Annotated in this window: 14 protein-coding genes and 2 other annotated features; of the genes, 12 read left to right on the top strand and 2 right to left on the bottom strand. The window is 34.8% G+C overall.

Annotation, left to right across the window (positions count from 1 at the left end; genetic code table 11):
• The first annotated feature begins 330 nt into the window (after positions 1 to 330).
• From KQI49_RS14745 to KQI49_RS14700, 10 genes are all read left to right on the top strand, one after another.
• Positions 331 to 720 carry a cytosolic protein gene (locus tag KQI49_RS14745; protein ID WP_216490180.1) on the top strand — a complete coding sequence of 130 codons (390 nt, stop codon included), beginning with the start codon at positions 331 to 333 and terminating at the stop codon, positions 718 to 720.
• 26 nt (positions 721 to 746) lie between these two features.
• Positions 747 to 1,214, top strand: coding sequence for a transcriptional regulator NrdR (gene nrdR, locus KQI49_RS14740; protein ID WP_216490178.1), 468 nt, complete (start codon positions 747 to 749; stop codon positions 1,212 to 1,214).
• A 121-nt stretch (positions 1,215 to 1,335) separates the two neighbouring features.
• A complete protein-coding gene (locus KQI49_RS14735; protein ID WP_216490176.1) occupies positions 1,336 to 2,700 on the top strand; it encodes a replication initiation and membrane attachment family protein in 1,365 nt (454 codons plus the stop codon).
• A 5-nt stretch (positions 2,701 to 2,705) separates the two neighbouring features.
• Positions 2,706 to 3,632 (top strand): primosomal protein DnaI, encoded by a 927-nt coding sequence (dnaI, locus tag KQI49_RS14730; protein ID WP_216490174.1) that lies wholly within the window; start codon positions 2,706 to 2,708, stop codon positions 3,630 to 3,632.
• A gap of 106 nt (positions 3,633 to 3,738) precedes the next feature.
• Positions 3,739 to 4,575 (top strand): sporulation protein YtxC, encoded by an 837-nt coding sequence (gene ytxC / locus KQI49_RS14725; protein ID WP_216490172.1) that lies wholly within the window; start codon positions 3,739 to 3,741, stop codon positions 4,573 to 4,575.
• A 66-nt stretch (positions 4,576 to 4,641) separates the two neighbouring features.
• Positions 4,642 to 4,870, top strand: a binding site (T-box leader).
• A gap of 112 nt (positions 4,871 to 4,982) precedes the next feature.
• On the top strand, positions 4,983 to 6,929 hold the full coding sequence (gene thrS / locus KQI49_RS14720) for a threonine--tRNA ligase (protein WP_216490170.1): 1,947 nt from the start codon (positions 4,983 to 4,985) through the stop codon (positions 6,927 to 6,929).
• A gap of 161 nt (positions 6,930 to 7,090) precedes the next feature.
• Positions 7,091 to 7,220, top strand: a sequence feature (ribosomal protein L20 leader region).
• Between the two features lie 124 nt (positions 7,221 to 7,344).
• The gene (gene infC, locus KQI49_RS14715; RefSeq protein WP_216490288.1) at positions 7,345 to 7,848 is read left to right on the top strand and encodes a translation initiation factor IF-3; all 504 of its coding nucleotides are present in this window, start codon (positions 7,345 to 7,347) and stop codon (positions 7,846 to 7,848) included.
• A gap of 30 nt (positions 7,849 to 7,878) precedes the next feature.
• Positions 7,879 to 8,070, top strand: a complete 192-nt coding sequence (rpmI, locus tag KQI49_RS14710) for a 50S ribosomal protein L35 (protein WP_216490168.1) — start codon at positions 7,879 to 7,881, stop codon at positions 8,068 to 8,070.
• Positions 8,071 to 8,131: 61 nt separating this feature from the next.
• A complete protein-coding gene (rplT, locus tag KQI49_RS14705; RefSeq protein ID WP_216490166.1) occupies positions 8,132 to 8,488 on the top strand; it encodes a 50S ribosomal protein L20 in 357 nt (118 codons plus the stop codon).
• Positions 8,489 to 8,922: 434 nt separating this feature from the next.
• Entirely contained in the window at positions 8,923 to 9,495 is a 573-nt protein-coding gene (locus KQI49_RS14700) for a TVP38/TMEM64 family protein (protein WP_216490165.1), read from the top strand.
• 61 nt (positions 9,496 to 9,556) lie between these two features.
• Here KQI49_RS14700 and KQI49_RS14695 read toward each other — a convergent pair whose 3' ends face one another.
• Together KQI49_RS14695 and KQI49_RS14690 are read right to left on the bottom strand one after the other, a co-directional pair.
• Positions 9,557 to 9,946: a sigma-w pathway protein ysdB gene (locus KQI49_RS14695; protein WP_216490163.1), complete on the bottom strand. Its 390-nt coding sequence runs from the start codon at positions 9,944 to 9,946 to the stop codon at positions 9,557 to 9,559.
• Positions 9,947 to 10,100: 154 nt separating this feature from the next.
• Entirely contained in the window at positions 10,101 to 10,904 is an 804-nt protein-coding gene (locus KQI49_RS14690; protein WP_216490161.1) for an SDR family NAD(P)-dependent oxidoreductase, read from the bottom strand.
• Between the two features lie 217 nt (positions 10,905 to 11,121).
• Between KQI49_RS14690 and KQI49_RS14685 the strand changes: the two genes are divergently transcribed.
• A complete protein-coding gene (locus tag KQI49_RS14685) occupies positions 11,122 to 11,604 on the top strand; it encodes a dUTP diphosphatase (protein WP_216490159.1) in 483 nt (160 codons plus the stop codon).
• Positions 11,605 to 11,755: 151 nt separating this feature from the next.
• The gene (locus tag KQI49_RS14680) at positions 11,756 to 12,841 is read left to right on the top strand and encodes a M42 family metallopeptidase (RefSeq protein WP_216490158.1); all 1,086 of its coding nucleotides are present in this window, start codon (positions 11,756 to 11,758) and stop codon (positions 12,839 to 12,841) included.
• Positions 12,842 to 13,058 lie beyond the last annotated feature (217 nt).

Below are 13,058 nucleotides of genomic sequence, written 5' to 3'. Positions count from 1 at the left end.
CCCCATCGAAACCCATTTGCTGTTCCGGCAGGACAAGAAAGACTTCGGCAGCTTTACATCGCACGAAGAAAATGGTTTTAAATTTTAAAAGTCACCGCCCCCCTGGAAAACGGAGTGTATTTCCGTAGCGAGGGACTAACACTTACCAACTTCGGTTTCAAAGTGCCAGAAAGAGTTACTGAAAAGTTTATATCGACTTGCAGGTTAATGGCTTTGAAAAAACTGATTTTATTTAAAACAATTATTACTATAGCTTTTATCGAATCCATGTTAAAATGATATAATAGATATGTACAAAAATAGATAAAACATTTTAATGGAGTGGAAGACATGTCTTTTAGCCAAAAGCTAGCACGGTTTTTCAGTAATCGTGCCGAAACAAGAGATAATCACTGGGATGAAAAATTACAAACTAGATATTATAAAACAACTAAAGATAAAGGTTTAGCTATCTTAGAAAACTACTTTAAAAACTCACCTAAATTCAAAATAAACTCAATGTCTGAAGAACATGGCGAAATAAGCGTTAATCTGGTAAAAGGAAAAAAAGCATTTATTATTGCTACAGTCATTATGGTAAGACCTTTTCAAACAGCCATCGACTTTACTGTCATGACAGAGTCAATTATACCAATGGACTTTGGTCATAGCACAAAAGTAATTAATGAGTTATATGAAAACATTAGTAAAGATTTACCTTTATTAGACAATCATTCATAGAGTTTAAAAGATTGGGGTCGTACAAAATGAGATGTTCTAACTGCCACAATAAAAGTACAAAAGTCTTGGATTCACGCCCGATAGAAGAAGGGTGTTCAATACGTAGACGTCGTGAATGCGAGCGCTGTGGCTATCGCTTTACTACATTTGAACGAGTGGAAGAAGTCCCACTTATTGTTGTCAAAAAAGATGGAGTCCGTCAAGAATATAGCCGCGACAAACTGATTAGAGGCTTAATTAAAGCTTGTGAAAAAAGACCAGTTTCAATAGAAACGATAGAGTCGCTTGTTCTTGATGTGGAAAAAGAAATACGTAACAAAGGTGTAGCCGAAATTGATAGTAAAGAAATTGGTGAAATGGTAATGAATCGTCTCTCAGAAGTTGACGAAGTGGCCTATGTTCGTTTTGCCTCTGTATACCGTCAATTTAAAGATATAAGTGTTTTTCTTGATGAATTGAAAGACTTAATTAATACAACAGATAAAGATGAATGATGAGCCAAGGTGGTAGGCTCTTTTTGTTTTATATAGTAATGTACACAGGATTGGACCTCTTATGACTAAAGTAACGAGTATTCTCGTCCGGTTGATAAAATAAAAGGAAAGGAATATTCAAATGAATTTTATTGGAAAGTTACTGCCAATTGATGGCTATACGGTATATATAGATGAAGAACTACCTACTGATTATTCGATTTCTCTAACTCATCTGTATCAACCTTTAATTGGTATGCAGGCTGTTATGCTTTATTATACATTGCTCCATGAGGTTAGTTTCCAGAAGAAATCGTGTATACAGACCCACCATACGTTGATGAATTATATGAATATGCCACTGGATGACTTGTATAAAGCACGGTTAAAACTTGAGGGAATTGGGTTATTAAATACATATCAAGAGAATGAATCGAAAAATCAACATTATATATATGGATTATTAAGCCCATTTTCTCCAAGAAACTTTTTTAAAGATGCGATGCTCTCACAGTTATTATTTCACCATCTTGGTGGAGAAAAATATGAACATTTAAGAACTCATTTTGCTCCACCGACATTCTTAAAAGATAGTAATGATATCACGGTATCGTTTGACGAGGTTTTTCAAACATTTGAGCCTGCTCCCGTGAATGTCGAATTAATTGCTTCATCGCAAAAAGGTACAGGTCCTCATGTTGAGTCTATTGATTTTACCTGGATAGAACAAATGTTGAAGCAAAGACTAATCCCAGTTAAAAGAGTGTTAAATAAAGAGAATAAACGAGTCATTTCGCAAATGATGACGTTATATGATTTAACTTCTTATGATATAGAGAAAATATTATTATGGTCACTCAACGAAGAGAATATGTTGAATATTGATGAATTCAAAGAAGCTTGTCACAATATGTTTAATTCAATACAAAGTAACAGGAAGATTAAGTTATCTGAAAAGCAAAAGACAATGAATTTGGAGAAAGATAATTTTCAGACTCCTAAGACCAAAGAAGAAATGCTCATTCGCGAATTAGAAACGATTTCCCCAAAACAACTACTAGCTGACTTATCAAGTGGAAATCAAGCTTCTGAACAAGATATGCGTGTGATACGTGATGTTATGACTTCCCAAGGTCTGCCAGCTCCTGTAATGAACGTATTAATTCATTATGTATTACTGCAATCAAATATGAAACTATCTAAAGCTTATATCGAAAAAATTGCGAGTCACTGGTCCAGGGCTAACTTAAAAACAGCAAAAGAAGCGATGGAATTTGCAAAAAAAGAATTAAATCAATTTCAAAATAAACCAAATCAACAGCGTTCTTATCAACGTAATAGGAGAGCAAATCAAAAAGAAGTTATCCCCGATTGGTTCCAGAATAGAAATAAACCAAAAAGTGATGTAATTGATGAACAGAGTAGGATAGACGAAGAAAAAGAAAAAGAGGAGTTAGATCTCTTATTAAAGCAATACAAAAATGACAACAATCTATATCAAGGGTGAATTCTATGAAACCAATACAAACCTCTCTGAAAAGATGGATGGAAGATAACGGAAACTTTAAAGAGAACTATACGAAAATTAAACATGATATACTGAATAACCCAGAAGTTAAAACCTTCTTATCTGAGCACCCAGAGCTTACTGCAAATGTGATAGATAAAAATCTCATTAAGTTATATGAGTATGCAACACAATCAAAACAATGCCAACAATGTACTTCATTTGAAAACTGTCAAAACATGCTGCAAGGGTATTCACCCATTCTTCAAATGGATAATAATGACATTCATCTTAGCTATGAAAAATGTCCAAATAGAATAATGCATGAGAAACAAGAAAAACAGCAAAAACTAATTCAAAGTCTATACGTACCAAAAGAAATCTTGCATGCCTCCATTGAAGAAATTGATCGAGATCCAAAACGAGGGTCTGCCGTTCGGGAATTAATAAAGTTTCTTGAAATGTCTAAAGCGGAGGTACCTCGAAAAGGACTTTATTTATCGGGGCCATTTGGTGTGGGGAAAACTTACTTTTTAGGTGCTCTTGCCAATGAGCTAAAAAGGTTTCAAATTTCATCTATGATTATATATATGCCAGAGTTTGTTCGCGAAATAAGATCTTCTTTAAAAGATGACACTTTAAATGAAAAGGTAGATTATTTTAAAAAAGCCGATGTTCTTATGTTTGATGATATAGGTGCAGAAATGCAATCAGCTTGGTTTAGAGATGAAATCCTTGGTTCAATTTTGCAGTATAGAATGATGGAAAGACTTCCTGTTTTCTTTACTTCAAATTATACTTTAGAACAACTTGAAGTCCAGATTGCGTCTACAAGAGACGGAATAGATAAAGTAAAAGCAGGACGATTGCTTGAACGAATTAAACAAGTAAGTAGAGAAGTCCCGGTCAAAGGAAAAAACAGAAGAGACTAATCTGGTTGTTAAATATTGATTAGTGAGTTTTAGAAGAATATACATTTTTTCACTTCCTTGTCCATATAATGTAACAGTTTGTTTTATGGATGAGGGTGATGCAGGTTTGCTAGAAGTTTTTTTTGAATCGAATAAAGAAGTGATAAGTTTTTGTGAGCAAGTATTTCATTACAACAAAAGAATAGAAGTACATTGGAAAACAAACGAAGAGTGGGGAAATCAATTAATCATTAAAAAATGTACTTCCAAGAATGAAAATGACGAAGCGATTATTAAGTCGATGGTAGACGTTTTTATTGAATATCGACTTAATAAAATGATAAGAGAGGTGATTGAGAAAAAATATTATTATTCTAACCATGAAGAAATTGAACGTATTTTATCTATAGCATTTGGGATTGTGACTGGAAAAGATTATACAATATTGTTACGAGGCAAAGATCCTAAAGGATTGCTCTATACCTTGTTTAAATCAAATATTGAAGATTCCGCTACCGTTCATTACGACTCCATCATTAATTTCCGATTGAATGTTTTTAGAGAAAATCTTGTTCATTTTGTTGGCTTGGCAATTGATGAGTTTAAGAGAGAGGAAGAACATCAGACTTTTATAAATATGGTTCGTGAATATGTTACCAATAAACAAAGTACATATCCAACTATTTATGTAGTTCAAGGTCCATCTTTTTCATTCTATAAACCTAATGGTGAGAAGTTCAGTAAAGTTGAATTGAAAGAACTCATGAAACAAGAGCCTTTATATATTGTTGGACTCGATGAAAATGAATGGAATTTAGCTCCATTAATTGCTATGGCTCCTAACAATATTCATATATATGGCGATCTTCCTTCCGAGCCAAAGACACTTACTGTTATTAATATCTTTGAGGAAAAAGTTAAATTTAAATCTTATAAGCAATTCCCTTTCTTACGTAACTTTTAAAAAAATAAAGAAAACAGCTTGCATTTATGACAGAATTCGGTATAATATACTATAAAATTATTAAATTCAAAAGTAACGATAAGGATATGGTCATTTAAGTACAAGGTTTGATAAGAGATGGAAGCCAAGGCTGAGAGTTTCCTCTGACCTATAAGTGACTACCACCTTTGAACTCTACTGTTGAACTAAAGTAAACAGTAGCGCTTGTCAGCGTTAATGATACCAAAGCCGTTTTCGTAATTTTTTTAAGTACGGAAATAAGGGTGGAACCACGTGTACAACGCTCGTCCCTTTGCATATCAGCAGAGGTACGGGCGTTTTTTGAAATTTTAGATAATAAATACTCACTTTAAGCTCATGAGATTCTAAGAAAATAAAATAGTGAAATTGCTAAAGGAGTGGTTAACATGGCAGAAATAAACATCATTTTTCCAGATGGAGCGAGTAAACAATTTAACGAAGGAACAACAGGTGAAGAGATAGCGGCTTTTATATCACCAGGGTTGAAGAAACAAGCATTGGCTATTAAGTTAGATGGTGAACTCATTGATCTAAAAAGAGAATTAACTCACGGTGGAGCAATTGAAATTATTACTGCGAGGGATAATGAAGGCATTGAAGTGATGCGTCATTCTACAGCTCACTTAATGGCTCAAGCGGTTAAGCGACTTTATAAGAATGTTCAATTTGGTGTAGGTCCTGTTATTGACGAAGGATTTTATTATGATATGGATATGGAACATAAATTAACTCCAGATGACCTACCGAAAATCGAAAAAGAGATGCAACGGATTATCGATGCTAATTTAGAAATCGAAAGAATCGAAGTTTCAAGAGAAGAAGCAAAAGAAATGTTTAAAGAAATAGGGGATAATCTCAAGTTAGAACTGATTGATGATATTCCAGAGGATGAACAAGTCACGATTTATAAACAAGGCGAATTTTTCGATCTATGTAGAGGAATCCATGTTCCATCCACGAATAAGATTAAAGCTTTTAAATTATTGAGTATTTCCGGTGCTTATTGGCGCGGGGATAGTAATAACAAACAATTACAACGTATTTATGGCACTGCTTTTGAAAAGAAAAGCCAAGTCGATGATTATTTACAACTGTTACAGGAACGCAAAGAGAGGGACCACCGTCGATTGGGGAAAGAATTAAATTTATTTACTATTTCTCAAAAAGTTGGACAAGGTTTGCCTCTGTGGCTACCTCATGGAGCAACAATCCGTCGTGAAATCGAACGATATATTGTGGATATAGAAGAGCGTTTAGGCTATGATCATGTATACACACCAGTCTTAGGTAGTAAAGAGTTGTACAAAACAAGTGGGCACCTTGATCACTACCATGACGACATGTTCCCATTTATGGAAATGGATAATGAAGAATTAATTTTACGCCCGATGAATTGCCCACATCATATGATGGTGTACTCAAATACGCTACACAGTTATCGAGATCTACCAGTTCGAATTGCAGAACTAGGCATGCAGCATCGTTATGAAATGTCCGGTGCTTTGGCTGGATTACAAAGAGTACGAGCCATGACTTTAAATGACTCCCATATCTTTGCACGTCCAGATCAGTTGAAAGATGAGTTTGTGCGTGTCGTTGAACTTATCCAACATGTGTATAAAGATTTCGGTATCGAAGATTATTATTTCCGTCTTTCTTATCGTGACCCAGAAGATAAAGAAAAATATATTGATAATGATGAGATGTGGGATAAAGCTGAATCAACATTAAAAGAAACTTTGGATGAATTGAATCTAGATTATGTTGAAGCAATTGGAGAAGCGGCTTTCTACGGCCCGAAATTAGATGTTCAAGTTCAAACCGCTCTCGGACATGATGAAACCTTATCCACAGTACAACTTGATTACCAAGCAGCGGAAAAATTTGATCTTTCCTACATCGGAAAAGACGGAAAGGAACATCGTCCAGTTGTTATTCATCGAGGTGTAGTTGGCACGATGGAACGCTTTGTCGCATTCTTAATTGAAGAATATAAAGGTGCATTTCCAACATGGCTTGCACCAGTACAGGCTAAAATCATACCTGTTTCTCTAGATGCACATTTAGATTATGCTGAGAAGATTGCTGAAAAACTACAATTTGATGGTGTTCGTGTAGAAGTTGACAATCGAGACGAAAAAATAGGTTATAAAATTCGTTCAGCTCAAACTGAAAAAATTCCATTCGCCTTAGTCGTCGGTGATAAAGAAATTGAGGAAAATGCTGTCAATGTAAGAAGATATGGTGAAAAAGAATCCAATACAGTTAGTTATGATGAGTTTGAACAGTTGATTAAAAAAGAAATTGATAATAAAGTGTTAAATAAAAAATAATATTACAAATAAAAATAACTAAGAGCACGGTGTATAGCATAGGAACGCTTTATTTTGGCGTTGACCTATGCTATACTATTAATAGCAGGTAAGCAAGAAACTAATTGACAGTAGTTTATTTTTATGTTATTCTATAAAAGTTGTTTAATACAATAATGATCTGTGACAAGTAGAAGCACCCGCTTCTCACCTGATTGACGCGGTTCTCCGTAGTCGACTGGTTCCAAAGATTTTTCTATTAAATGTTGGAGACGTGTGGGTGCCCTTGTGTGCCTGCATTTTTTTATGTGTTTAGAAAACGAAAGATAATCAATCATTCAATTCGTTGTAAGATTTTGTAGTGAATATAATTTACTTGTCAATGTCAGATCAGCAACACAAATATTTTTGGAGGTGGCTGGCTATTAGCAAAGAAATGAATGTCAATGAAAAAATTCGTGCGAGAGAAATACGACTTATTGATTCAAATGGTGACCAGCTAGGAGTGAAATCTCGCAAAGATGCACTGGAAATTGCCGAGACGAGAAATCTTGATCTTGTATTGGTGGCTCCTAATGCAAAACCACCAGTTGGTCGAATTATGGATTATGGGAAGTATCGTTATGAGCAACAGAAAAAAGAAAAAGAAGCACGGAAAAAGCAGCGTGTAATTAACGTAAAAGAAGTACGATTTACACCAGCAATTGGCGATCATGATTTCAACACGAAATTAAGAAATGCTAGAAAGTTTATTGAAAACGGAGATAAGGTAAAAGCATCTGTTCGTTTTCGTGGACGTGCGATCACTCATAAAGACTTAGGGCGCGAAGTTCTAGAACGTTTAGCAGAAGAATTAAAAGATGTTGCATCTGTTCAATCTAAACCTAAAATGGAAGGCCGTAATATGTTTATGATGTTAGCTCCGTCTTCTGACAAATAAATTTAACTGAAATTTAAGGAGGAAATATTTATGCCTAAAATGAAAACTCATAAAGGTTCACAAAAACGTTTTAAAAGAACGGCTTCAGGAAAATTGAAACGAGGCCATGCTTATACAAGTCACTTGGCTGCAAATAAATCACAAAAACAAAAACGTAAACTACGTAAATCAGCTATTGTAGCAAGTGGAGATTATAAACGCATTAAAAATATGCTTCCGTAAATCAAAAATAATTTATAAACTTACATTTCATAGATTTTGAATGTACTAGGAGGGAATTTCAATGGCACGTGTTAAAGGTGGTACAGTTACCCGTAAACGTCGTAAACGTGTATTAAAATTAGCAAAAGGATATTATGGTTCTAAAAGAACTTTATTTAAAACAGCAAAACAGCAAGTTATGAAATCAGGTCAATATGCATACCGTGACCGCAGACAGAAAAAACGTGATTTCCGTAAACTATGGATTACACGTATTAATGCTGCTGCTCGTATGAATGACTTGTCATATAATAAGCTTATGCACGGTCTAAAACTTGCAGGTGTAGAAGTTAACAGAAAAATGTTATCAGAACTTGCAATACATGATGAGAAAGCATTTTCTCAGCTCGCTGAACAAGCAAAAGCAGCTCTTAAATAAGTTAATTGTTATAAAAAAGATCAAACCGTCATCGGTTTGATCTTTTTTATATCTCATATAATTCACAAACTATGCAGTAACTAACGGGCTGTTTTCAAAGCAGACGTCATCGCGAATGTTTGGAATCTTCCGGATGGCTGCTTTCCATGGACACTGTTTTAGACTTCTATGCACAGGATGAAACCGTGAAGAAGACGTATAGATCGGGGTGAGAACGCATAGATCGAGGATGAAGACGCATGGAGCCGAACGAAGACGCATAGACCAAGGTAAAGGATCTTACTTCACAGTTTATATCTATTATGTAAGAAGATAATCCGTTAGTCCGATGGGGATGAGTTTATTCTATTCTAATTCTGATGTATGTCATATACGATTGGTATTTGTCATATATATTAATGAGGTGGGAAAATAGCTTCTTAAGGAGGTTAGTTATGGAACTAATTGGTAACAATATTATGATGTATATTGGTACAGGAGGATTGCTTGGCCCTCTACTGTTCATTAGCTTTCATTTATTAAGGCCCATCTTATTTTTGCCAGTCATGTTCATTTGTATTTCAGGCGGAATTTTATTTGGAACTCTTGCAGGCACATTATATTCATTAATTGGTATTACATTATCAAGTATTCTTTTTTATGGAGTAATCAAACGAATGCCTAGGATGCTGAAAAGGTTGACGGCGCTAAAAGGGAGATTAATAGGGCAACGTACGGAGATGACAACATCGCAAATAGCTCTACTGCGTTTAGTTCCTTTTATTCACTTTCATCTATTATCTTTATGTTTGATAGACATGACAGCTAACTTTAAAGATTATATGAAATCATCCTTTATTTCAAACATCCCCTTAGCTATCGTGTATACCTCAATTGGTCAACAACTATCAAATTTATCCTCATTGCACATCTTCTCGATGTTATCTTCATTATTATTCTTAATTTTTATTTTACGAAAAAAAGAAATAACTATCACTTGGCAAGAATTTTTCCAAGTGAGCACATGAAAACGCTCATCACAACATGATGAGCTTTCATGGAAACTGTACAAGTAGGGATTTGTATGACTCAATCCATTTTCAACAAGAGCTGATTGATAGGATGTTTCCATTCTATTTTGGCGTAAGGATAACGGATGAGGATTTCTTTTTCTAGAAAATAGAGATCATCACGTGTAAACCCCTTTAAATCCATAGGTTGACGTGCTGTAATCTGAATATCAACAACTTCAAAAGATTCTTCCGTAGTTCCTAAATACTTTTCACCTTCAAAAAGACATCCTTTATAAACGAATTGAAGATTTTTTTTACTATTATTAGCTTCGTCCACAAAGTAAAAGTCATTGCTAGATTTCGCGATTTCTAGTCGTCTTTGTGGATTTTTAAGATATTGTAAAATAGTGTAGAAAAGTATTACTAAAGCCATAAGTAAAAGGATGCGGAACATTATCACAATCATGATCAATCGACTCCCTGAACCATATTACCATATATACGGAAAAAGGTGGGAAGAGGTTTCATTAATCATTAAAAAATTAATTAATGTTTTATCTACTAAAAAGACATCTTCTTTTTTAAAGAAAATGTCTTATACCTTTCGTGCTTGAATAATGTTATTTATTCTTTTTAGCGAGTTCATTAAAGAAAGGAGTTGTCGGGTTTGCCAAGTAATGGCCACCTTCAATTTGTAGAGTTTGCCCGGTCATGAATTTGGATTCATCTGAAGCAAGGAACACAACTGCGTGACCAATATCATCTGGTTCTCCATGATAAGGAAGAGCATTGTGTTTTTCAAATTCAGCTTGCAAGTCCTCAGATAAGTTATTCTTAGCTGCAGGTGTTAAAATAAGTCCAGGAGCAACACCGTTACAACGGATATTGTCTTTACCATACTGCGTAGCTATATATTTAGTCAAATGTACCACAGCAGCTTTAGAGGCTCCGTAGGCTGAACGAATCGAATCACTTGCGAATGCCGCCATGGAAGCTGTGTTGATAATGGAACCACCACCTGCATCTTTCATATGTGGAATAGCATAACGAGAACCTACAACCACACTCTTAAGATTAACATTCATTAAACGATCCCATTCATCTAAATCTATGTTTACAACGTCTAAGTCTTTTTGAAGGTTAGTTAAACCTACATTATTATACAGAATGGTTAAGGAATTGTATTTATTAACTGTATAATCAATGGCATCTTTAATTGATTCTTGTACTGATGCATCAAGGAATATACCAGATGCCTCGCCGCCATCAGCTATAATTTCATTCGCAGCTTGTTTGGCACCTTCTTCATTAAAATCACCAATAACTACTTTTGCACCTTCTTTAGCCATGAGCTTTGCTGTGGATAACCCAATTCCTGATGCTCCACCTGTTATTAATGCGACTTTACCTTCTAATCTTCCCATTAAAATCACTCCTACTTTTATTAATAGTTTGATCAGGTACTAAGAAAATATTAACAACTTTATTACTTGTTCGTACAAGTAAATTATACCATTTTTGTTTACTCATGTCTTTTATAGAGCCGGTACAGTGTATACAATAAAACAGAGATAGAATATGTTTTATAAGGTGTAGGAAAAAATGATACAATAAATGAAATTGACAAAGGAGTTGTATTAAGTGGATTGGTCATCTTTATTTAAAATGCAGGACAAGTTAGACCGCTATATAGAATCAAATCACGATTTGACTAGTGATCTATTTCATGAAAAAAGTTTAGCGCTTCTTGTTGAGTTAGGCGAATTAGCTAACGAAACACGTTGCTTTAAATTTTGGAGTACAAAACCAAGTAGTGCTAGAGAGACTGTATTAGAGGAATATGTTGACGGTGTTCATTTTATTATGTCATTGGGTATTGATCAAGGTCTCTCTTTCAACTCGAAGCCATTAACTAAATCAGAACAACAGTTAACAGAAGTCTTTTTAAATGTCTTTGAAGCATGTACTGTATTTATCAATAACCCAACGCAAAAAAGTTATGAAAATCTTTTCAATAACTATTTACAGTTAGGTATTCAAATGGATATCGATGAGGAAGAAATTAGGAAAGCCTACATAAGTAAAAATGAAGTGAACTATATTAGACAAGATAAGGGTTACTAATTAAGGGAATTATATACGGTCAACTCGCTTTAATGGGTAATAGTAGAAAAAGCAATTAATATCCAATAGAGTAAAGATTAAATAGTGTCTATTTTTTCAAAAAAAAGTTATAATTAAGAAGACATGTTATTGAAGGAGGAAATAGCTACATATGACAAAATTGGATGAAACACTAGCCATGCTTAAAGACCTGACTGATGCAAAAGGTATATCAGGTCATGAAAAAGAAGCAAGAGACGTGATGACCAAGTATATCGAGCCTCATGCAGACGAAGTATTTACGGATAATCTTGGCAGTCTGGTTGCAAGGAAAACCGGGGATGAGAACGGTCCTAAAATTATGGTAGCTGGGCATCTAGATGAAATTGGATTTATGGTGACAAGAATAGATGATAAAGGTTTTGTATACTTTCAAACAATTGGAGGCTGGTGGAGTCAAGTTATGCTTGCACAGCGAGTGACAATTATGACTTCACAAGGTGATGTCACTGGAGTGATTGGTTCAAAACCACCACATATTTTAACCGCAGAAGCACGTAAAAAGCCGGTTGAAATTAAAGATATGTTTATTGACATTGGTGCTTCCAGCAGAGAAGAAGCTAAAGAATTCGGTGTAAAACCAGGAGATTCAATTGTACCGTATTTTGAATTTACTCAGCTTAAAAATGAAAAGATGCTTTTAGCTAAAGCCTGGGACAATCGTATTGGCTGTGCAATAGCTATTGAAGTACTTAAACAGCTAAAAGACGCTGACCATCCTAATATCGTTTACGGTGTCGGCACAATTCAAGAAGAAGTGGGCTTAAGAGGGGCAAAAACATCAGCTCATTTAATTGAGCCTGATATCGGATTTGGCGTTGATGTGGGAATCGCAGGTGATACACCAGGGATTTCTGAAAAAGAAGCGGATAGTAAACTTGGTGAAGGACCACAAATCATTCTTTATGATGCTTCAATGATCTCTCATAAAGGAGTACGTGATTTAGTTGTTGAAACTGCGGAAGAGAACGAGATTCCATATCAGTTTGATTCGATTGCAGGAGGCGGAACTGACTCAGGCTCGATTCATTTAACTGCAAATGGAGTGCCTTCATTATCGATTACGATTGCTACACGCTACATTCATTCTCATGCAGCAATCCTTCACCGCGATGATTTTGAAAATGCCGTAAAATTAATTGTAGAAACGATTAAAAAGCTTGATGCTGATAAAGTAAAAGAAATAAAATTAGCGTAATTTAAAAAAACAGCTTATCACAATAAAGTGGACCCCATGTCAAGGACACTTTGAAAAAAACTACTATCTTTTATCACTTTTACCTCCTATGCTTGTTCCAAAGGAGGAGTGGTGGCAAAGGAAAGCACACGTTCAAAACTTAGAGCGTGTGCTTTTGTCATCCATTATAAAAATGAATTATTTTAGAAGTTTGGCGGCATTAGAGTTTTCTGTTTTT

The sequence above is a fragment of the Virgibacillus sp. MSJ-26 genome (assembly GCF_018918075.1).
Taxonomy (GTDB): Bacteria; Bacillota; Bacilli; order Bacillales; family Amphibacillaceae; genus MSJ-26.
Note: the sequence above shows the minus strand (reverse complement) of the source record. Positions and strands in the feature narration are given on the sequence as shown.

Bases quoted from the DNA above. Each gene is read 5' to 3' on its own strand.
- KQI49_RS14745 (WP_216490180.1), top strand. From the start codon at position 331: ATGTCTTTTAGCCAAAAGCTAGCACGGTTTTTCAGTAATCGTGCCGAA.
- nrdR (WP_216490178.1), top strand. From the start codon at position 747: ATGAGATGTTCTAACTGCCACAATAAAAGTACAAAAGTCTTGGATTCA.
- KQI49_RS14735 (WP_216490176.1), top strand. From the start codon at position 1,336: ATGAATTTTATTGGAAAGTTACTGCCAATTGATGGCTATACGGTATAT.
- dnaI (WP_216490174.1), top strand. From the start codon at position 2,706: ATGAAACCAATACAAACCTCTCTGAAAAGATGGATGGAAGATAACGGA.
- thrS (WP_216490170.1), top strand. From the start codon at position 4,983: ATGGCAGAAATAAACATCATTTTTCCAGATGGAGCGAGTAAACAATTT.
- infC (WP_216490288.1), top strand. From the start codon at position 7,345: ATGAATGTCAATGAAAAAATTCGTGCGAGAGAAATACGACTTATTGAT.
- rpmI (WP_216490168.1), top strand. From the start codon at position 7,879: ATGCCTAAAATGAAAACTCATAAAGGTTCACAAAAACGTTTTAAAAGA.
- rplT (WP_216490166.1), top strand. From the start codon at position 8,132: ATGGCACGTGTTAAAGGTGGTACAGTTACCCGTAAACGTCGTAAACGT.
- KQI49_RS14700 (WP_216490165.1), top strand. From the start codon at position 8,923: ATGGAACTAATTGGTAACAATATTATGATGTATATTGGTACAGGAGGA.
- KQI49_RS14695 (WP_216490163.1), bottom strand. From the start codon at position 9,946: ATGATTGTGATAATGTTCCGCATCCTTTTACTTATGGCTTTAGTAATA.
- KQI49_RS14690 (WP_216490161.1), bottom strand. From the start codon at position 10,904: ATGGGAAGATTAGAAGGTAAAGTCGCATTAATAACAGGTGGAGCATCA.
- KQI49_RS14680 (WP_216490158.1), top strand. From the start codon at position 11,756: ATGACAAAATTGGATGAAACACTAGCCATGCTTAAAGACCTGACTGAT.